The organism is Sulfurimonas aquatica, from assembly GCF_017357825.1.
GTDB classification, from domain to species: domain Bacteria; phylum Campylobacterota; class Campylobacteria; order Campylobacterales; family Sulfurimonadaceae; genus Sulfurimonas; species Sulfurimonas aquatica.
Genome location: NZ_CP046072.1, coordinates 1,138,171 through 1,157,810, shown reverse-complemented (window position 1 = coordinate 1,157,810; position 19,640 = coordinate 1,138,171). Strand labels below are relative to the sequence as shown.

Annotated in this window: 20 protein-coding genes; 6 read left to right on the top strand and 14 right to left on the bottom strand. The window is 34.4% G+C overall.

Features of this window, described 5'->3' with window-relative positions:
• The first annotated feature begins 69 nt into the window (after positions 1–69).
• Positions 70–2,229 carry a TonB-dependent receptor plug domain-containing protein gene (locus tag GJV85_RS05590; protein ID WP_207562881.1) on the top strand — a complete coding sequence of 720 codons (2,160 nt, stop codon included), beginning with the start codon at positions 70–72 and terminating at the stop codon, positions 2,227–2,229.
• Here the strand turns inward: GJV85_RS05590 and GJV85_RS05585 are convergent.
• Positions 2,226–2,765: a thiamine phosphate synthase gene (locus GJV85_RS05585; protein WP_207562880.1), complete on the bottom strand. Its 540-nt coding sequence runs from the start codon at positions 2,763–2,765 to the stop codon at positions 2,226–2,228. The two genes, GJV85_RS05590 and GJV85_RS05585, sit on opposite strands and share 4 nt — an antisense overlap.
• A 94-nt stretch (positions 2,766–2,859) precedes the next feature.
• Here GJV85_RS05585 and fliK point away from each other — a divergent pair, with 94 nt between their 5' ends.
• Together fliK and GJV85_RS05575 are read left to right on the top strand one after the other, a co-directional pair.
• Positions 2,860–3,798, top strand: coding sequence for a flagellar hook-length control protein FliK (fliK, locus tag GJV85_RS05580; protein WP_207562879.1), 939 nt, complete (start codon positions 2,860–2,862; stop codon positions 3,796–3,798).
• Positions 3,799–3,803: 5 nt separating this feature from the next.
• On the top strand, positions 3,804–4,070 hold the full coding sequence (locus GJV85_RS05575) for an EscU/YscU/HrcU family type III secretion system export apparatus switch protein (RefSeq protein WP_242689865.1): 267 nt from the start codon (positions 3,804–3,806) through the stop codon (positions 4,068–4,070).
• A gap of 2 nt (positions 4,071–4,072) precedes the next feature.
• Here GJV85_RS05575 and polA read toward each other — a convergent pair whose 3' ends face one another.
• From polA to GJV85_RS05545, 6 genes are all read right to left on the bottom strand, one after another.
• On the bottom strand, positions 4,073–6,790 hold the full coding sequence (gene polA / locus GJV85_RS05570) for a DNA polymerase I (protein WP_207562878.1): 2,718 nt from the start codon (positions 6,788–6,790) through the stop codon (positions 4,073–4,075).
• 2 nt (positions 6,791–6,792) lie between these two features.
• A complete protein-coding gene (locus GJV85_RS05565; RefSeq protein WP_207562877.1) occupies positions 6,793–7,608 on the bottom strand; it encodes an HDOD domain-containing protein in 816 nt (271 codons plus the stop codon).
• A 112-nt stretch (positions 7,609–7,720) separates the two neighbouring features.
• Complete coding sequence (locus tag GJV85_RS05560) at positions 7,721–8,197, bottom strand: HD domain-containing protein (protein WP_207562876.1); 477 nt, start codon at positions 8,195–8,197, stop codon at positions 7,721–7,723.
• Complete coding sequence (locus GJV85_RS05555) at positions 8,194–9,021, bottom strand: tyrosine-type recombinase/integrase (protein WP_207562875.1); 828 nt, start codon at positions 9,019–9,021, stop codon at positions 8,194–8,196. The genes GJV85_RS05560 and GJV85_RS05555 overlap by 4 nt, the downstream gene beginning before the upstream one ends.
• Positions 9,021–10,013: a hypothetical protein gene (locus tag GJV85_RS05550; protein ID WP_207562874.1), complete on the bottom strand. Its 993-nt coding sequence runs from the start codon at positions 10,011–10,013 to the stop codon at positions 9,021–9,023. Before GJV85_RS05550 ends, GJV85_RS05555 begins: the two co-directional genes overlap by 1 nt.
• A gap of 2 nt (positions 10,014–10,015) precedes the next feature.
• Positions 10,016–10,612 carry a hypothetical protein gene (locus GJV85_RS05545; RefSeq protein ID WP_207562873.1) on the bottom strand — a complete coding sequence of 199 codons (597 nt, stop codon included), beginning with the start codon at positions 10,610–10,612 and terminating at the stop codon, positions 10,016–10,018.
• 142 nt (positions 10,613–10,754) lie between these two features.
• On the opposite strand from GJV85_RS05545, the gene gatC reads away from it, so the two are divergent.
• The 3 genes from gatC to GJV85_RS05530 are packed head-to-tail and all read left to right on the top strand — an operon-like array spanning position 10,755 to position 12,489.
• A complete protein-coding gene (gatC, locus tag GJV85_RS05540) occupies positions 10,755–11,045 on the top strand; it encodes an Asp-tRNA(Asn)/Glu-tRNA(Gln) amidotransferase subunit GatC (protein ID WP_207562872.1) in 291 nt (96 codons plus the stop codon).
• An 8-nt stretch (positions 11,046–11,053) separates the two neighbouring features.
• Positions 11,054–11,395, top strand: a complete 342-nt coding sequence (locus GJV85_RS05535; protein ID WP_207562871.1) for an arsenate reductase family protein — start codon at positions 11,054–11,056, stop codon at positions 11,393–11,395.
• A complete protein-coding gene (locus GJV85_RS05530; RefSeq protein WP_207562870.1) occupies positions 11,392–12,489 on the top strand; it encodes a type IV pilus twitching motility protein PilT in 1,098 nt (365 codons plus the stop codon). The genes GJV85_RS05535 and GJV85_RS05530 overlap by 4 nt, the downstream gene beginning before the upstream one ends.
• A 30-nt stretch (positions 12,490–12,519) precedes the next feature.
• Here the strand turns inward: GJV85_RS05530 and GJV85_RS05525 are convergent, their stop codons facing one another.
• The 7 genes from GJV85_RS05525 to GJV85_RS05495 form a co-directional block, all read right to left on the bottom strand.
• Positions 12,520–12,918, bottom strand: a complete 399-nt coding sequence (locus tag GJV85_RS05525; protein WP_207562869.1) for a response regulator — start codon at positions 12,916–12,918, stop codon at positions 12,520–12,522.
• Between the two features lie 97 nt (positions 12,919–13,015).
• The gene (locus tag GJV85_RS05520; protein ID WP_207562868.1) at positions 13,016–14,020 is read right to left on the bottom strand and encodes an SAM-dependent methyltransferase; all 1,005 of its coding nucleotides are present in this window, start codon (positions 14,018–14,020) and stop codon (positions 13,016–13,018) included.
• Positions 14,010–15,230 carry a TolC family protein gene (locus tag GJV85_RS05515; RefSeq protein WP_207562867.1) on the bottom strand — a complete coding sequence of 407 codons (1,221 nt, stop codon included), beginning with the start codon at positions 15,228–15,230 and terminating at the stop codon, positions 14,010–14,012. The genes GJV85_RS05520 and GJV85_RS05515 overlap by 11 nt, the downstream gene beginning before the upstream one ends.
• Complete coding sequence (locus GJV85_RS05510; RefSeq protein ID WP_207562866.1) at positions 15,187–16,368, bottom strand: aminotransferase class III-fold pyridoxal phosphate-dependent enzyme; 1,182 nt, start codon at positions 16,366–16,368, stop codon at positions 15,187–15,189. Before GJV85_RS05510 ends, GJV85_RS05515 begins: the two co-directional genes overlap by 44 nt.
• Before the next feature lie 34 nt (positions 16,369–16,402).
• Positions 16,403–17,017 (bottom strand): tetratricopeptide repeat protein, encoded by a 615-nt coding sequence (locus tag GJV85_RS05505; RefSeq protein ID WP_207562865.1) that lies wholly within the window; start codon positions 17,015–17,017, stop codon positions 16,403–16,405.
• A 37-nt stretch (positions 17,018–17,054) separates the two neighbouring features.
• A complete protein-coding gene (locus GJV85_RS05500; protein ID WP_207562864.1) occupies positions 17,055–18,791 on the bottom strand; it encodes a molybdopterin-dependent oxidoreductase in 1,737 nt (578 codons plus the stop codon).
• A complete protein-coding gene (locus GJV85_RS05495) occupies positions 18,792–19,589 on the bottom strand; it encodes an HlyD family secretion protein (protein WP_207562863.1) in 798 nt (265 codons plus the stop codon). It abuts the gene before it with no gap.
• Positions 19,590–19,640 lie beyond the last annotated feature (51 nt).

The following is a 19,640-nucleotide window of genomic DNA, read 5'->3' as shown; positions in this document are numbered from 1 at the left end:
TTAAAGTTAATATAACCCTATAAATTGTATCATATATATACTAACTAAATTTAAACACGGACTTAATATATGAAAAAACTATTTATAACATCTATTCTGACTTCCCCACTACTCTTTGCTAGTGGAGATTCTGCAATGATGGAAGATTTTGAATCTTTGTTAAATGAAGCAAGTAATATTGCCACGAAAAAATCACTAAATGTTGACTATTTACCTTCTGTTGTAACGGTTATAGATGCACAGACCTTTGTAGATGGTGGTGTTTTAAATATTGGCGAAGCTCTTGGCATGCTCCCTGGAATCCAGATGCAAATGGCTCAACTGGGAAAACCAATAACAAATATCCGTGGTTTTAAAAATCCAAACTCATTTATATCTGACAAGATAAAAGTACTTATAGATGGAGTAGCTATAAATAACGAAGCCTCTGGAACAAGTGGCTTTTACATGGACTTTCCACTTGATCTTGTAGAGAAGATAGAGATACTCCGTGGACCTGCTTCGACTGTTTATGGTGCTGGTGCATTTTATGGTGCAGTAAATATCATCACAAAGCTAGGTAAAAATAGCAATACCAATAAGTTCTATTGGGGTGGCGGAAGTTATAAAAACATGAATACAGGTGGAAATCTCAACACTCAAGTTGGAGATTGGAGCATAATGAGTGATGCTTACTATGCACAAAACGATAAAACTCTGAGCGATCCCGATGGAGACACAACTGATGAGACTATGGAAAACCTTTCCCTTGGTTTTAAGGCAAAAAATGGTGGTTTTGAGTTTTTAACAAGATATAAAAGTAGTCACTATGGTAACTTCTACTCTCTAAAAGGTGATATATACCCTAATCAAGACAGAGGACATAAAGATACCTACCTTCTTTCACAACTCTCATACAAGACAAATATTCAAAATTACAAACTTGAGACAAAATTTGGTTACTCAAATAGAGTATCAGATATCAAAGGCTATCTAGACCCTGACCCTACTAATTTTGCCGCACAATTTGCCAGTTTTGGATTAACGATGAACGAAGCTTTTTATGTTTTTGACTACCAAGAGGAGCAAAACCTTAAAGCGGATGTGATACTAACACTCCCTAAAGTAGCTTCAAACAGTATCTCTTTTGGTATCGGTGCTAGACAAACTGACTTAATTGCCAATGACTTTTCTAGTAGCATTGAAAATAAAATTATCGATAACATAGACTACTTTAAAAGTATCAATGCTTTTGATGCCTTACTGAACTATTTTAAAGGGCCGGAGCCTGCATACTATCAAACACTAAGCACAGACCCTACAAATAAAAAAATCTTTAGCAAAACGCAGAGAACTATTTTGTACGCTCATATTCAAGACCTCATAGCTCTAAGTGACAGTGTTGATCTTGTTCTTGGCGCTAGAGTAGATGACTACTCAGACTTAGATACAAGACTAAGTTCACGAGCAGGTTTAGTCTATAGAGCAAACGACAAACTTATAGCAAAACTACTTTATGGCTCAGCTTTTAGAGCACCGACCTTCACAGAGGCCTATACAAATGGTCACTTAGGCTACCGCGCTGGAGATGAAAACTTAAAGCCAGAAGAGACAAATACCTATGAAGCTTCTTTGACCTACATTCCAAACTTAAACCATAAGTTCTCTCTAAATCTATACTATTCAGAGCTTTACAATGTTATCGATATTGATGAACTTACGTTTAGTACTCCAGAGGGTTACCAAAATATGAATTCACGAACAAACAAAGGAGTTGAGTTCGAGTACTTCTTTAGAACAAAAAAAGCACATAATCTCTACCTTAATGCTTCATATATAGATGCAAAATATATTAATCCAATAGATGACAATATAGAAACAATAAATGGACAAGAGGTTATTGTAATAACTCCAGAATTTAACCAAGATATGCCAGATATATCAAACTTTATGTTTAAAGCGATGTACGTATACACTCCTTTTAGTAAACTCTCCTTTGGTACAACTTGGCAGTACTACTCACAAACACTTCAAAATGATGCATTTGAAACCAAGAGTACCACAGTAGATTATTATCAAATTTTAGATGAAACTATCACTTATAGATTCTCAGACTCATCAAAAATCAGACTCAGTGTGAAAAATCTACTTGATGAAGAGGTTAGACTTCCAAGTTATTACTATCGTACAAACGGTGGGATACTTAGAGAAGGAAGGAACTACCATATAAACTACACTTACACTTTCTAATCGAAATACCTTATAGAAGCAAAACCATAACTTTTGGTTTTAGCTATCTGCTCTACTTCCACTTCATTTATAATTCCACCAAGAGCAAAAACTTTTACATTGCATTTTTTTAGTAATGACTTCAAGTCTTCTATCCCCTTTGGCTCACCTTTTCCAGGAGAAGCGAAAATAGGACTATATGTAACGTAATCAGCTCCAAGAGCTTCAGCTTCTAAAACCTCTTCATGAGTATGCGTACTTACTATGACTTTTAGTCCTAACTCTTTTGCTTTTTTTATATCTTCAAACTGTGTAGAAGTGAGATGAACGCCAGTGGCATTTAACTTAAACGCCAGCTCATACTCTTGATGTAAAAAGGCATTACTCTCTTTAAAGTCACTACAAATCTCTATAAACTTTTTTGCGTTTAAAGCGTAATCTGGATTTGTTTTGTCTCTGTAGAGTATATACTCTGGGTAGTACTTACTCATTTTCTCTTTAAGAGTTGTAATGTCAGAGCTAATAAAGTAGTGTTTGAGTTGTAGTTCTTTATGCATATCTTCTACTTTTAAATTTTTCTAACATTATAAGGAAATTTTTTGAATATTTGCTATAAAATGAAGGTGATTTAAAATTTACAAAGAGGGCTTTATGGTAGGTATAGATACAAAGCAGACGCTTAACATCCTCTTGCCAAATACAAACAAGGCGCTGAGTGAAGTCATAAAAGACGCTTCGCCAAAAGAACTTGCAAAACTCTCTGAGGGAAAAGAGTTAAAATCACTACTCTCAAGCATACTAAAAGATAGCGCAAATGATGAATCACAAAATAAGTTACTGCTCTCCTTAGTCAAAAACAACCCTACTCTTAAAGAGATAGGCAATGGAGCAAATAACTTAAAAGAGCTGCTCGCACTACTAAAGCAAGATAAAAATCCACTGCCACTAGAAAAACTGCTCCAAACAATGCTCAGCGACATAAAAAATATAGATGAAAAAGGTCTTAAGTCAAAGATTGAAAACTCTGGGGTTTTCTTAGAGTCTAAGATAAAACACCTAGATAAAACACTCTCAGGAGTTCAAATAAAAGAGCTTCTCTCACATGATTTAAAAGCGGTACTTCTTAAAACACAAGAGGAGTTAAGTAGCTCTACGCACCCAAACAAACAGGAACTTTTAAAACAGATAGATAAGCTAACTCTGCAGATAGACTATCATCAACTCCTATCGCATTTAAACGACTCTTCATCTTTGTATCTTCCATACTCTTGGGATGCATTAGAAGAGGGAAGCATCAATATAAAAACGGCTAAAGAGGATAAATTCTTCTGCGATATAGAGCTAAAACTAAAAGAATACGGAGAGATTAAACTGCGTTTAGGAATGTTTGAGACAAATCAACTCAGTATGAATATCAACACGCAAAATAGCGCTCTTAAAAAACTATTGCAAGAAAACTTGCCGCAACTTAAACGCCAACTACTTGATGTAGGAATCAACCCCTCTTCCATTCGTTTTGTTGAGGATGAAGCACCTGCATATGAAGACGCACACTCAAGCATAGCTCTTGGATTTGAGGTAAAAGCGTGAAAGATATTGAAGTTAAAGAGATAAAAGAAAAAGCGGTCGCGTTAAAATATGACGCCTCTGTAAGCTCAGCTCCAAAAGTAACTGCTAAAGGTGAAGGTCACACTGCGCAGACAATCATAAAAATTGCAAAAGAGAATGACATACCGATAAAAAAAGATGAAGATTTAGTGGAACTTCTCTCTAAAGTTGACTTAGATAGAGAAGTCCCAGCTGAGATGTATAAGGCTATTGCCGAAGTTTTTAGTTTTATCTACAACATGACGAAGAAGTAAAACTACTTCAACTCACTCCAGTTATCGCCAATGTTGAGACTCGCTTTAAGTGGAATGTTTAACTCCATAATGCCTTCCATGATAGCACGGAACTTATCTCCCAACATATCAGCTTCCTCAGCATTTACTTCAAAGATAAGTTCATCATGAATTTGTAAAAGCATAGTCGCGTTAAGTTCTTCCTCTTCTATCACTTGATGAATTTTGTTCATGCTTAGCTTTATAAGGTCAGACGCACTTCCTTGAAAAACAGAGTTTACAGACTCTCTCTCATATGCCGCTCTAAACATTGGTGTTGCATTTTCATAGTCAAAATAACGACGGCGTTTAAGGAGCGTCTCGATGTAGCCATACTCTTTAGAACGGTCAACTATAGAGCGAAAATATGTCTTTACCGTAGGAAAAGATTCGAAATACTTCTCTATTATCTCTTTTGCCTCTTTAGTAGTGATTTTAAGAGTGTCTGAAAGCTTTTTTTGTCCCATTCCATACAGAAGTCCAAAGTTTACAGTTTTTGCCACTGAGCGCTTGCTAGGAGCGTCTTCTTCACCAAAAAGCACTATGGCGGTTTGGAGGTGAATGTCTTTGTCGTTTTTAAAGGCATCCACTAAAACGCTATCTTCTGAGAAGTGTGCAAGTAAACGCAACTCTATCTGAGAATAATCTATCCCTATAAGTTTCTTGCCCTTACCCGCTACAAACGCCTGACGGATTTTTGCGCCAAGTGGTGTTCGCGTTGGAATGTTTTGCAGATTTGGATTTTTAGAGCTTAAACGCCCCGTTGCAGTTCCCGTTTGAACAAAAGAGGTGTGAATACGACTTCTACTACTCTCACGACTAAGCTTTAGTAGTGGCTCAATGTAAGTTGAGAAAAGTTTATAAACCTCGCGATACTCTAAAAGTTTAGGAATGATTTTATGAGCGTCTTTAAGACCACTTAAAACCTTCTCGTCTGTTGAGTAACCTGTTTTTGTTTTCTTTCCAACAGGTAACTCTAGCGTTTCAAAAAGTATAACGCCGAGTTGTTTTGTCGAGTTGATGTTAAACTCAGTTCCTGCAAGCTCATAGATAGAGCTAGTAAGAGATGATAGAGTAGCCTTGACCTCAACCAAAAACTCTTCTAAAAATGCACTATCTACTTCTATCCCCTCTTTCTCCATTGTAAGGAGTGTTTTAATAAAAGGAAACTCAACATCCCTTGCTTCTTCAATAAGATGCATAGCGTCTTGAAGTTCTAACTTCTGTAGAAAAAGATTATAAAGTTTTGCAGTTATAAAAGCATCTTCAGCAGCATACTTACAAGCGTCTTCAAGTTCTACTCCAGCAAATGTTTCACCCTTTTTGACAGTATCTTTAAACGCCACCATCTCATGGCCTAAGAGCTTATCGCTGAGTTTATCAAGAGAGAGTGCAGACTCAGAGTTTATCAGCCAAGCTAAAATCATACTATCGGCATAAACTTCAAGAGTGTCATCTTCTAAAAACCTACTTACAAAGTGCATATCAAACTTGATGTTATGCCCAACTACTTTTGAGTTGAAGATTTTTCTAATAGCGACTTTTATATCTTCTTCACTAATTTGCTCAGGCACTCCAAGATAAAAGTGAGCAAAGGGAACATAAAATGCCTCTTTCTCATCCGTACAAAAACTAAAACCAACGAGCTTATCTTTGTCATACTCTAAACCTGTCGTCTCTGTATCAAACGCCACCACTGTATCTGGTGTGAGTTTATCTAGTATTTTATTTAAAATTGTAACATCGGTAATTAGTGTAGCTTTAAAGTCCAACTGTGGCATTTGCATCTCATCTGGCATCACATTGGCAATGGCGCTTTTTTGATCTTCATCACTCACCATATTTTTAGCGTGAAGAACGCGAAGAACCGCGTTTTGCTCATACTGAACCAGCTCGTCATAGATATTTAAAAATGGATTTTCAATATCCATTTTATACTCTTCAAAGTCTATAGTGTCAAATACATCGTGCTTAAGAGTTACGAGCTCTTTGGACATATAAGCTTGCTCTTTAGACTCTATGAGTTTTTTCTGGTTAGCACCCTTTATGCTTTCAAGGTTTTCATAAATCTTATCAAGCGTTTCAAACTCTTTTAAAAGTTTTTCAGCTCCAACCTTACCTATTCCCTTAACGCCAGGAACGTTATCCGCACTATCCCCTAGTATTGACTGATAATCTATAAATTGGCTCGGCGTAACACCATACTTCTCATAACAAGCTGCTTCATTTACGCTTTTGCGTTTAATGGCATCGACTATAGTCACTCTATCATCATCTATGAGCTGATAAAGATCTTTATCGTGAGATACTACTCTTACTTTATGTCCCTGCTCTTTTGCTAGGTATGTCACAGTTGCTATCATATCATCCGCTTCATACCCACTCATACCAAGAGTTTTATAACCCATCTTATCTATCCACTCTATAGCTACAGGGAGTTGCATAGAGAGCTCCGGTGGCGGTGCACTTCTATTTGCCTTATAGTTAGGGTCTATCTCATTTCTAAAAGTATTTCCCTTCGTGTCAATAGCAAAGATGATGTAATCACTGTCATGCTCTTTTTGAAGAGTCGAGATAAAGTTTGTAAAACCAGTTAAAAGTCCTGTTGGAAAACCATCTTTATTTTTTAGGTGTTGTGGAAGGGCATAAAAGCTTCTAAAGAAAAAGCCAAAGGTGTCTATTATGGTAACTGTTTTACTCATTACTATCCTTGTATATTATCTAACATTTCATCTATAGAGTCTTCAAGTAGCTCATGGTCGTATCCAGCATCTCGTGCCTTTCTAAGTGCAAAGTTGATTGATTGCTCATCAAGAGGCTTATTTATAGAGACAGCAGTCTTTACAATATGGAGTGCCATAGAGTACTCTCTAATCTCTTGGGGAGCATCTTCTGGTTTATCTGCATAGCGTATCATCTCAACAAAATGATTTGAAAAGTTCCAGTGTTGAAAAACTTCAGCAGTAACTTCGGCACTACTCACTTCAACATAAGCGCGTTCAACATCTGCTATATTATTAGCAAACTCTATTTCAGATTCAAAGCTTGTAGCCTCATCCTCTTGTATAACATCACTTGAGATGATGATCTTTCCAGTCTCTTGTAAAAAAGCTGCCAAGTAGAGCTCATCAGCTTTAGACTTATCAACCTTCTTATACCAGCTAAAGATAAGTGCCGCCTGTTTTGATGCTATGTTAGCAAAGTCGTCACTTGTAATGCCATAAGGTTGCATATCTACATTTAAAAGTTTTCTTACAGAGTTTCCAAGAGCTATAGAGCGAGTCATGCTCATCCCAAAAAGAGAGACTGCATGAGCCACATTTTTAATCTCTTTTCCAAACGAGTAAAGAGGAGAGTTTGCTGTTTTTAAGAGATTGGCAACTATCATTGGGTCATGCTCTAGCACTTTAACTAAATCATTTATGCTCGCATCTTCATTTGCATATACTCTATTGATATCCATAATTGTTTTAGAAAGTGGAGGGAGGGACTTTATACTATCTATCATTGAACTTTTCATAAATCTTCCTACAATGTAACTCTATTAAAAAATTACCTATTTAAGTAATCCATTCTTAGTAGTAATTATATACTCATAAACTTCATAATTTGTAAAAGTAAGTAAGTTCATACTATTCTCTACGTTTTTTACCTTTGCCCATGTCATCATAAACTAAAAACTGTGCTAAATCATTTTTTATCTCTTCTTCGAGCGTATCCCAAATCTCTTGCTTTTGTGCATATCTTTTGAGGTTCTCTTTTTTAGACTTTTTAATATCTCTTATAAGATAGTGATAACGCACTATATCTTTAGTATATTCACTTACAAAAGGCCAATTTTTTATTATTTGGTAACTTCTCTCTTCATGGTCGGTAAAACTCCACTCATGAAACTCGTGATCCTCTTTATCTTTTTTAAACGCGGTAAATGGCTTGCCAACGTCATGAAGTAAGCCAGCTGCTAAAAACTTAAAATCGCCAGCTTTGAGAGTGTAATAAGTAACGCGGAGTGTATGTATAAGTACACCATGCTGATGCCATTTATTTTGCATATAAAAAAGAGAACTTAAAAAAGGGTATGAAAATATTTTGTTTTTTACTTCATTCATAATCTCTCCTTGGCCATAGGGTGACAAACCTCTACAGTCTCTTTTAAATCTTGTTTTTGTATGTGTGTATATATCTGGGTTGTTAAAAGCGAAGAGTGCCCTAAAAGTTCTTGAACAACCCTTAAATCAGCCCCACCTGTAATGAGTGAGGTTGCATAAGAGTGACGAAGAATATGAGGAGATACTCCCAAATACTTCTGTGTTATCTTATATGCTGAAATACGACTTAGTTTACTACCCTTGTAATTGCACCAGATAAATTCTTTATCAAATCCTGACATATTTAAGTAAATATCTATCTCTTTTTTTGCAAGTTTTGCTAGGGGGACGATGCGTTCTTTATCACCCTTAGCATGTCTGATATGTAACCACTCTCCCTCTATATCACCACGACTCAACTCTAAACACTCTGTTATCCTCGCTCCACTTGCATACAAAAAAAGGATTAATGCATAGTCGCGTTGTCCTATCCATGTAGACCTATCGATGAGAGATAAGCCCTCTTGTATCTTTTTATAAGAGAGAAACTTTGGAAGAAGTTTAGGTATCTTTGCAAACTTTAGTTTTGTTACTTGTGAGGAGAAGTGTTGTTTATAGCAAAATTCAAAAAAGGCATTTACTGATGAGAGTTTTCTGTTGAGTGTGCGTTTATTTTTGTAGATAGAAAGAGTTGAAAGGAGAGTATGTGATTCTAATGTTATGAGTGGCTTAGCTAAAGTTTCTTCTATTTGGCTCAAGTCACTTTTATATGCCTCTACACTTTTTTTACTAAGAGCCTTTGTTACACTTATATACTCTAAAAATGCCTCAAGCTCGTTAGACATTACTCTATAGAAATCTTCTTATCATTTACATAAAAAGCACTATCTGCAGTGAAGACCAGACCATCATCAAAATCTACTTCATGTACAGTGTACTCAAAACTCTTTTTATCAACAACTATTAGATAACCCTCTTTTTCAAGTACATAGAGTTTATCTCCGCTTGATATGATTCCATAGAAATGTGCAAATGGAAGTTTTACTTTTGAGTTTACTTGTAAGTCAGGAGTTAAAGAGATAATTTCGCCCTGCTTTGTTGCTATAAAAATGCTATTTTCATCATTAGTGACGTTTCGTATCTCGTACTTTGCACGGATTTCTTTTTGACTCATGGAAAGAAGCTTATAGCCAGTACTCGCTATGATTTTATTATCTACTATTGCTAATGCAATAACATTGTTAAAGCTGTCTTCTGAAGATACTATGACAGTTCTTAGTCTCTTTTTGAGGGTATTGTTTACGATGATAACCTTACCATCAAGGGTTGAAAAAAGTACTAACTCTTTCATAAAATGGGGATTTACAATTCTTGAATCAGCCGCTAAATACTTTGCGCCTTGCTCTTTAAAGAGGAGTTCTTTTGTAGGTATATCATAAATTGCAATTTCATTATCAGCAAAAATCACTGCTAAATCATCTGCGTTTACACTCGCACCAGCAACGGTTTTTTTAAGGTTAAAGCTCTTAACTTTAGATGAATCATCCTTAGAAGTAAGAAGCAAATCACCATCTATAGAAGCTGTTATAATCCACCCATCACTCTGAGATATCAATCTATGTGAAGCATTAATATCTACTTTTAAATTGCCACTCGCAGTTAAAACACTCATATCTTCTAAAAGTGCCACATTTGCCGATGTGTCTATTATCTGATTTTTATATCTGTTATGACTTTTCCACTCTGATGCTACTTGCTTAGGTTCATAGACCTCTTTAGTGCTACATGCAGAGAAAAAAACTACAGGTACAAGAGCGATAAAATATAAGTATTTCAATACTACTTAACTCCGTAGTGCATTAGAGCAGTAGCAGTTTTTGAAAGAGCAGAATCGATACTAATCATACTTAGTTTACTATGAGCTTCATCTATTTTTCCACTATTTAAAAGTAAAACTGCCGCTTGAACACGAGCTAAATCTTTATATATCGCATTCTCTTTTAAAGAATAAGCTTCTAGTTTTGAAAGATCGTTTGAACTTTGAGCAAGAGTGTAAGATGCCAAATCTGCAACTAAAGCTGCTTTTGAATCTTTAAGAGTATCTAAAGTGTTTAAATCTTCACTAGCAACTGCTTGAGAGTAAACCCATACGTCATGAAGCGCTGGACTTAAAGAGTTTAGTCTTGCTAACGTAGTCTGATTAGTAGTATCTTTTTGTAGCTCTTCTAATGTTTCATTAGCCGCATCTATAGTATTTTGTTTGTTTATAGTATAAGTTATGTTTCCAGCAACAAGAAGGACAATAACAACAACGGAACCTATCATTAAGTTTTTATATTTTTTTACAAACTTTTCAGTAACTACAGCTTTTTCAAAAAACTTCTCTTCTGAAGTCAGTTCTTCTTTTACCATCTCAATATCATTTTTTAAACTCAAAAATTATCCTTGTTTTGTCATATTATAAAAAGTTCACAATATTATCGCATATTTTGTTAAAGTTTTATCAAATACCTCTCTTATACTAAGTTTTATATGATAAAATTTATTAAAATAAACCAAATTACTATAGGATATTAACATGCAAGTTGATGATGCACTACTATCAAGATTAGAAAAATTATCTTTTTTAAAAGTTAGTGAAGATAAACGCGAAGAGATTATTTCAGAACTTACTGAGATAGTTAACTTTGTAGATAACTTAAGTGAGTTAGATACTGATGGAGTAGATGAAAAGTTTGCAATGAATGATAATGCAACTCCACTACGCGCGGATAAAGTCTCTTCAAGCACACAGATAAATGACGACATTTTAAATAATGCTCCAAATAGCGCAGACCACTTCTTTATAGTTCCAAAAATAATAGAGTAACAAAAGATATGATAAAAGTTTACGGCATAAAAAATTGTGATAGTGTAAAAAAAGCTCTCTCATTTTTCAAAAAAAATAACTTAGAGTATGAACTTTTCGATTTTAAGTCAGAACCGCTTCCTTGTGAAAAAATTTCTGAGTGGTTAGAGAAGACAGATATGAAGACACTCTTTAACTCTAGAAGTACTACATACAGAAACTTAAAACTTAAAGAGATGAATCTTAATGAAGATGAGCAAAAAGGTTGGCTTTGTAAAGAAAACTTGTTAATTAAAAGACCAGTAGTCGAGTTTAATGGAAGCCTATTAGTAGGCTATAAAGATGATATTTACCAAAGGAGTTTTCTATGAGTGAAGAGATACCAGAAGCTGGGACAAAGAAGCGTTTAGACATCCAAAAACTACTAAAGAGTGTTTTAGCGTTTGACTCATCTGACCTGCACCTCGTTGTTGGAAGTGAACCCCAAATCAGAATAGATAAAGAGCTTCGTGCCCTTAACCTTCCTGTAATGGATGCAAATGATATTGAGACTATGGCATACTCTCTTATTGAAGATAAACAGAAGAAGATATTTGAAGAAGAGAATGAACTTGACTTCTCATTTGAATTAAAAGACATTGGACGTTTTCGTGCAAACTACTACCGAACTATTCATGGTATAGCTTGTGCATTTCGTATGATTCCAATAGATATTCCAACACTTGATGAGTATGGAAATCCCCCTATTTTTAAAGAACTTATTAAAAAAGAAAAAGGTCTCATACTTGTTACAGGACCAACAGGAAGTGGTAAATCAACAACACTTGCATCTATGCTTCACGAGATAAACTTAACAGAACGCCGTCATATTATCACTGTAGAAGATCCGGTGGAATTTGTTCATAAGAACATAAAATCTCTTTTTTCACAACGTGACGTTGGAAGTACCACTAAGTCATTTGCCGCGGCTCTTAAATACTCTTTGAGACAAGATCCTGATATCATACTTATTGGAGAAATGAGGGATGCTGAGACTATTGGTGCTGCACTAACCGCTGCAGAGACTGGTCACTTAGTTTTTGGTACGCTGCATACAAACTCGGCTCCTGGAACCATTAACCGTATTATCGATGTTTTTGATGGAGATGCTCAAGCTCAAGTTAGAGCACAACTTGCATCCTCACTGATAGCTGTAATTTCTCAAACACTTATACCAAAAGTTGGTGGGGGAAAGGTAGCAACACAGGAAATTCTCATCACAAATCCAGCTATTCAAAATCAGATTAGAGAAGATAAAGTTCACCAGCTCTACTCACAAATGCAACTTAACCAAACAGAAACACATATGTCTACTCAAACACAGATACTTATAGATCTACTTCAGAAAAATATTATTTCTAAAGAGAATGCTATTAAAAATTCAAATAGACCAGAAGAACTTATTTCAATGCTAGGTGCCCTTTAGAGCATCTAGTATTATAAGTTTTTCGTAACTCTAAACTTTCACTTTATTTTTAATTCTTATTTTATCTATCTCTTTTGAAATAAAATGTTGAAAATACTTCTCATCAATTGGCTTTTTTATAAATCTTTTAGCACCAACCTCTTTTACCTCTTGAAAGCTTTCACCCCCTTGAGATGATGAAGTAATAAAAAGCCTTGAAACCATATTTGGAAACTTATGAAGAAATATATCGGCAAAAGAGACACCGTCCATTTTTGATAATTCCAATGAAGAAAAAAGTAAATCTACACTATAGTCATCAATAAATTCAAGTGCATCTTCACCATTATCAAATGTGTATATATCGCTACATAAAACACCCATGCTACATAAAAGCTTTTCTGTTCTATCTCGAGACAATTCACTTGCATCAAGTATAAGTATCTTCATTAATTACCTTTTTTATCTATTTATACATTATAGATTAAATATCTTCATAAAGCAAAAGATATAGTTTAAACTTTATATATTACTATTATTGTACACACTATAGTTTTCTAAATCGAATCATTTTAAATCTCTCACCCAAAAAGTTAGGCATTATAAGCATCTTTGCCTTCTCGAGTTCTTGTTTATAAATTTTTTCATCGACATTCTCTTTTAAAATCTCTAAGAGCTCTAAAATTCCCATATCGACCAAGGCAACCATCTGAGCCTTTAACTCAAGGAACTCTATTCCTGCTTCTGCATAGGCATCTTTTACATGTGCAAATGTAACATCATAGGTAATATCACTTTTAGCAAATAGCTCTTCGCGTTTAACAAAGTCCTCTTTATCTTCTTCTAAAAAGAAGGGAATCACTTTATGTTTTGTATATACACGCAGAGAAAAATCGGGACGAGCCTGCATCTCACCATAATCAAAACTCATAAACTCAAACTTTTTAGCAGCAGCAGCCATCTCTAATGCGAACTCTTCATACCCTATGGCTATCTCACCTCTATCTTTGTGATACTTCTTAGCCTTACTTTCTACCCACTCATCTTCTACATCAAACTCTACATTATGTCCATCAACTCTAGCCGATTTACCTTTGTAGTAGAGTTCACAAGGAAAAGCATCAAAAATCTCATTTGCTATAAAAAAAGCATTCTCACACTGTAGTTCACTTAGTGATTTATAATGAGTCAACTTTACAACATCTCCAAAAGAGTCTTTAAAGTACTCTTTTTGATGGTTTTGCAGATCATCAAAACGCTCAATGATTACAAAATTAAAGCTTGAAAGTAGTACTGGTCTTAAGGTATAGATAAACTCACAAACATCCGCAAGAAAGTAGCCATGATGCGCACCTATCTCACAGATAGTTGCGTTAGGAAGTAAAAAACCTTCATCAACTAAGGAGATGATATGCTTTGCAATTGTTCCACCAAAGAATTTACTTGTACTTACAGCCGTGTAGAAATCACCACTTTTACCTATGCTTTTATAACTTGCATAGTAACCATCGTTACCATACAACCACTCAGTCATATATTTACTAAATTTCATTAACATACATCTCATAAAGAGTTAGTAGTTCTAACTGCTTATCTATCTCATATATTTTAGTATCTATGGCTTGCATATCTAAAGAGTTTTCAAGTGTTTTTACATCATACTCTGTTTTATATCCAGCCTTATAGAGTTCATTAGTATCTTCTAAAAGTTTTGAGTAGAGATTTTTATTATCATTACTCAAGGCAATTTTTTTATCAAAATTTTCTATGTTATGCATAACTTGTTTAAAAAGTTCATTGAGTTCGCGTTGTTTATCTTTTTTTACCACTTGTGCTTTTAGATAATCGACTTTAACTGATTCTACATCTCTAAAAGCATTAATATCTAAAGCCATAGAAGCTCTTACTCCGTAGTTATAATATGAAAGTTCATTTTTAACAACAAAAGTATTTGATATAAATTGCTCATTGTTTGACCAAGTATATCCTGCAGTAAAATTAACTCTTGGTAGATACTTTGCAACAGTTACATCTTTGTAATACTTAGTTTTTTCAATCTCTGCTTCATTTTGTTTAAGAACGATATTGTATTTGAGAAAATTTTCTTTATCTAAAAGCTCAAGATGCGGTATGGAAGTATTTTTATAATCTAAATCACTCAAAGAGTTAAACTTATTTATTAGTTTCTCTTTTGTTGTCTGAATATCATAAAGTGCTTGTACAACAATGTTTCTTTGAATGATAGCATCATCTAAAAATCCAGAATCAAGTTGTCCACTTAAGTACTGCTCTTTTTTCTGTTCTAAGTTCATTTGCGAATTTTTAATTTTTAGTTTTTGTGCTTCTTCTCTTAGCTTACTCTGTTTGATTTGCATTAAAGTCGCTACGGTCTCTTTAATCATCTTTTTCTTTGCAACATCTATAGAGTAATTAGAGTATAGTTTACTTGCATTTGCAAACTTTATTCCGTAGTAAATTCCACCACTTTGAAAAATAGGCTGATCCATTTTAATAGCCGCATTTTCATTAGAAAGTTCTTTATCTCCCGGTTTACTTCTCGAGTTAGTATAAGTCACTTGAAGTGGAGCTATCCAAGAATCATGAAGTTTAGATGCCTCCGCTTCATTTTTTTGATAGTCATACTTAAACTGCTCTTTTTTATATTCTGATATATATTCATCTAAATTACTACTTTTTTCTCTAGAGAGTAGGAGTGAACTAGATAGAAGCCATAGTGCTAACGAGAGATTTAAAACCTTCATCAATTTCCTCTTTTGTAATTGTAAGTGGTGGTAAAAAACGTAGAGTATTTCTTCCCGCTTTAAGAAGCATAACTCCATTTTCTCTTGCTGTATTTATAACCTTACTCAAAGTATCAGCATCCTTAACACGAAGCCCACACATCATTCCTATGCCTACTTTTTGAGTGAAAATAGCTTTATTTGAAACATAAAATTTCTCTAGCTCTTGATTAAAGTATTGTGAAGTTTTCTCAAGTTCTCCACTCGCCTTTTTCTCATTTAAAATATCTACAACCTCACAAACCGCGGTTGAACTTAAATAGTTTCCACCAAAGGTAGAACCATGGTCGCCAGGACATAAAACCTCTTTCAAACTCGTCATAACGATGCCTACTGGGATACCCCCTCCAACGCCTTTTGCCAAAGTAATGATTTCGGGTTCAATTTCATAAACTTGAGAAGCCGTAAACTCTCCAGTTCTATATGCTCCGGTTTGAACTTCATCTACTATTAGTGGTATATGTTTCTCTTTTAAAAGTTTTGCTAGAGCTTGCACTTTTTGTTTATCTTGAGGCTCAACGCCACCTTCGCCTTGAATAAGTTCTATCATAACGCCAGCAGTATGGTCATCAAGTAGAGCTTCTATCTCATCTATTCCATTTGCATAAACAAAACCATCGGGAAATGGCCCAAAATAGTTATGCATAGCTTCTTGTCCCGTAGCTTTTACAGTTGTGATAGTACGCCCATGAAATGAGTGCTGTAGTGTAATAATTTTATAGCGTTTAATCTTTCCATCGCGTTCACCATGTTTTCTTGCTATCTTAATAGCTCCCTCATTTGCTTCAGCACCACTGTTTCCAAAAAAACACGCCATATCATAACCACTAGCCTCTACCACCTTTTGAGCTGCTCGAGCTTGTGGTTCTATGTAGTATAGATTTGAGATATGTGTTATGTTTGAGAGTTGCTTTGAGATTGCACTATTTACTCTCTCATTTGCATGGCCAACACTTACAACGCCTATACCTGATGTAAAATCGATATATTGTTTATCATTTATATCTTTTAAAGTTGCGTTTTTAGCGCTAACAAACTCAACGTCCACACGACCATAAGTCTGTAAAACATACTTTTTATCTAGCTCTTTCGTATTCATTCTCTTTCCATTATTTTAAAATTATATTTTAGGTCTATTTTATACCTTCGTCAACAAGTCTTCTAACCTTGCTACAAGCACTTTTATATCCTATATTGCATGATCTTTCATAGAGTGTTTTAGCATACTTCTTATCTTCAACTACACCTCTACCTTTTCTATACATCTCAGCTAAATTATAACAAGCCTGGTAGTTATTTGCTCTACACGCCTTGTCATATAAACGAGAGGCTTGAGCTCTATCTTTTCGTATACCCCGACCATTATAATTCATAACTGCGAGATTGTAGCAACCTGAAGTATCTCCAAGTTGACATGCTCTGTTATACAAAACAGCAGAGTGATAGTCATCTTTATGAGCACCTTGAGAATACTCATACATAATTCCCAAGTTTGTACATGATTGTGCATGTTTATTATTACAAGCATCTGTGTATAATTTATTTGCTAAATCATAATCAAAGTTTACACATCTTCCTTTACTATGCATGTATCCAAGGTTGTAACATGCGTCCATATTTCCAGCCATACACTCTTTAGAATAGTCATTAACTGCTTTGCGACACTCATGTTGAGTATAACTACTTAACATATTAGCCGACAAACTTATAGCGAAAAACATAGAGACTATTAAAACGATTTTTTTCATGATTACACCTTTTATTTTTTAAATTATAACATTAATACTAGCATTTACTTATCTGAACTCTGTTTTCTTGATAAATTGCATTTTTACCCTCAGAAGAATGTTCAGAGCATGTTAAATTATTCACTCCCATCGTCCCGCTATAGACTAATATAGAGTCTCTTCTTAAGTTGTCGTTATGCTTGACTTTAAGAGTTACGCTGCCTTGTTTTGAGGAGAGTTTCACTTGCTCATTTTCAAGGAAATCATGTGAGCTATGAAGATAGACAAACTCTTCGCGTTTAAACTGTGAGTTTAGACTTTTTGGACTTTTACAAGATATAAGATAAAAACCGTCTTTAGACTCTTTAGCTATCTCTAGTTTTTCTGGAAAATTAAACTCCCTATCATCGGTATCAAATCCATTAGTGTATGGTATCTCTTCTCTATTTGATACCTTTAAAGTATCCCCGTTAATCTTGCTAAAATTCATAAAATGCTTTATATATTCTGCCTCGTCCTTAAAATCTATCTTAAATGCATGACATAGATAGCTTACTAAGTCATATTCACTTATGCCTATTTCGCTTTCATATTGTTTTTGCATCATCATCATATTATTATGAGAGTAAGAAGTTCTTATATCACTTTTTTCTAGAAAGTTTTTAGCGGGAATAACTAGGTCAGCTACATCACTTGTCTCGTTTTCATAAAGTCCAAAATAGATAATGTTTTGAGTAGATGAAAGTGTGCTCTTTACTCTATGAGTATCTGGCATTTGACAAAGGGGATTTGCAGCTTGAATAAAAACTGTTTTAAACTCATTAAAAGGAGTATTTACCTTTGAGACTCTTCGAGATTGAGTCATAAATGGAGAGTTTATAGCCTCTTTGGAGTTGCCAAGATAACTCACGCCACATCCTTCTCTACCAAAAAGCCCAAGAACTGTCGCCAATGCATCAATAGAGTGAGTAGTATCTGCACCATCTTTATACTTTTGAATACCAACACCTGTCACAATAGCTACTTTTTTACTCTGTATTAAAGTGTAAATATTCTCAATCTGCTCTAAAGTAACTCCAATATAATCAAGTGTACTAAGTAGATCTATATTTTCAAGTTGCTGATAATACTCTTTATATTTACTAGCATACTTGTTTAAATACTCTTCATCAAATAACTTGTTGAGAAATGAAAACTTTGTTAATATCATTGCCAAGTAGCTATCACAGTGAGGTTTTATCTGTATAAATATATCAGCCTGTGTTGCTATAGTTGTTTTAATGGGATCAATGACAATAAGTTTTTTATTTTTTATTATAGGTAAAAGATGTGAAGATGTAACATGTGGATTTCTTCCCCAGACAATTACTACATCAGATTTACTCATCTCATCTATTGGCATATTTTTATTACTTCCACGACCTTTAACTATACCAGCTTCTCCTGCGCCATCACATAGAGAACCATTTGTTAAAGTAGCTCCTAAAGAAGCAAAAAAATGATCGCTCACCTCTTGCATTAAACCAAAATTTCCACTACTCCTATAGTGAAGTATCTCTTTTTTAGGAGTATCTAGCAGCATCCCTTTTAACTTAAAAAGTGCCTCATCCATACTGATACTCTCACCTCTATAACGCGGTGATAAAATTCTAGAAAATTTTGAGTAATGATTTAAATGTTGGCATAAAAAGCCATGTGTAAGGCCACTACGGACTCCTTTTAATCTGCCCTTATCATACTCAATACCACAAGCATCATAGCAATCTAGTGGACAAGCAGTAAGATTATCTTGCATCTACTTTGACTTGAGTTCTACTTTTACCAACTTTGAGAACAACCTTGGTGATTTAACAACTATTTGAGCCATATATTTGGATATGTTTTTACTATCTGCAATACTCAAAAGTCTATCAATTTTATAATCTGTTTTTTCTCCATCAATGTAAATAGTAGTTTTTCTCGCACTTAAAACATCTTCTTGATTAAGATATATTGTAAGTATGGCCTTTGACGTATCTACAACTGTTGCTAGTGGAGTAGAAGGAGTTACAACTTGTCCAACTTTTACATTTAGTGAGTAGAGAGTATAACCCTGTGCAACTAAGTTTTTATCTTTTATGCTTCTTTGTAGTTGAGCTCTTCGCAGTTCAAGATCAGATATTTGAATCTTCAAAGAGTTTATCTCTTTTAGCGTAGAAAGATAAGAGTTTTCACTGTTAATTAGATCATAAAACTCTCTATCTTTTTCAACGCTAGACTTTATTTTCAACTCTTTGACTTTGGCATAATTGTCTCGTTTTCTTACAAGAGACTCATCTAAGTTTTTCAAAATACTTTCGTTTGAGTTTAAGGTACTCTTTAAGTAGCCAATCTTATTTTTTATAGCATTTAATTCTTCTGTATCTAATTCAGAATCAATCTCTATATAAGTTCTACTTGAGAGCTTTTTACCAAGTAAATGCTCTTTTACTGATCTAACCACTCCCGTAACGTTTGAAGAGATATTTCGTATCTCATAAGGCTCAACTTTTGAATAATAAACATTACTAAAAAGAGCTGACGTAGTTAATAAGATAAGTATAAATAATTTCATAAGAGTGGTTTTACCTTTAAAATAGATATGACTATTTTAACATTACATTAT

What these genes read in the sequence shown, in the direction of transcription:
- GJV85_RS05590 (WP_207562881.1), top strand. Translation starts at nt 70, where the DNA reads ATGAAAAAACTATTTATAACATCTATTCTGACTTCCCCACTACTCTTT.
- GJV85_RS05585 (WP_207562880.1), bottom strand. Translation starts at nt 2,765, where the DNA reads ATGCATAAAGAACTACAACTCAAACACTACTTTATTAGCTCTGACATT.
- fliK (WP_207562879.1), top strand. Translation starts at nt 2,860, where the DNA reads ATGGTAGGTATAGATACAAAGCAGACGCTTAACATCCTCTTGCCAAAT.
- polA (WP_207562878.1), bottom strand. Translation starts at nt 6,790, where the DNA reads ATGAGTAAAACAGTTACCATAATAGACACCTTTGGCTTTTTCTTTAGA.
- GJV85_RS05565 (WP_207562877.1), bottom strand. Translation starts at nt 7,608, where the DNA reads ATGAAAAGTTCAATGATAGATAGTATAAAGTCCCTCCCTCCACTTTCT.
- GJV85_RS05560 (WP_207562876.1), bottom strand. Translation starts at nt 8,197, where the DNA reads ATGAATGAAGTAAAAAACAAAATATTTTCATACCCTTTTTTAAGTTCT.
- GJV85_RS05555 (WP_207562875.1), bottom strand. Translation starts at nt 9,021, where the DNA reads ATGTCTAACGAGCTTGAGGCATTTTTAGAGTATATAAGTGTAACAAAG.
- gatC (WP_207562872.1), top strand. Translation starts at nt 10,755, where the DNA reads ATGCAAGTTGATGATGCACTACTATCAAGATTAGAAAAATTATCTTTT.
- GJV85_RS05535 (WP_207562871.1), top strand. Translation starts at nt 11,054, where the DNA reads ATGATAAAAGTTTACGGCATAAAAAATTGTGATAGTGTAAAAAAAGCT.
- GJV85_RS05530 (WP_207562870.1), top strand. Translation starts at nt 11,392, where the DNA reads ATGAGTGAAGAGATACCAGAAGCTGGGACAAAGAAGCGTTTAGACATC.
- GJV85_RS05525 (WP_207562869.1), bottom strand. Translation starts at nt 12,918, where the DNA reads ATGAAGATACTTATACTTGATGCAAGTGAATTGTCTCGAGATAGAACA.
- GJV85_RS05520 (WP_207562868.1), bottom strand. Translation starts at nt 14,020, where the DNA reads ATGAAATTTAGTAAATATATGACTGAGTGGTTGTATGGTAACGATGGT.
- GJV85_RS05515 (WP_207562867.1), bottom strand. Translation starts at nt 15,230, where the DNA reads ATGAAGGTTTTAAATCTCTCGTTAGCACTATGGCTTCTATCTAGTTCA.
- GJV85_RS05510 (WP_207562866.1), bottom strand. Translation starts at nt 16,368, where the DNA reads ATGAATACGAAAGAGCTAGATAAAAAGTATGTTTTACAGACTTATGGT.
- GJV85_RS05505 (WP_207562865.1), bottom strand. Translation starts at nt 17,017, where the DNA reads ATGAAAAAAATCGTTTTAATAGTCTCTATGTTTTTCGCTATAAGTTTG.
- GJV85_RS05500 (WP_207562864.1), bottom strand. Translation starts at nt 18,791, where the DNA reads ATGCAAGATAATCTTACTGCTTGTCCACTAGATTGCTATGATGCTTGT.
- GJV85_RS05495 (WP_207562863.1), bottom strand. Translation starts at nt 19,589, where the DNA reads ATGAAATTATTTATACTTATCTTATTAACTACGTCAGCTCTTTTTAGT.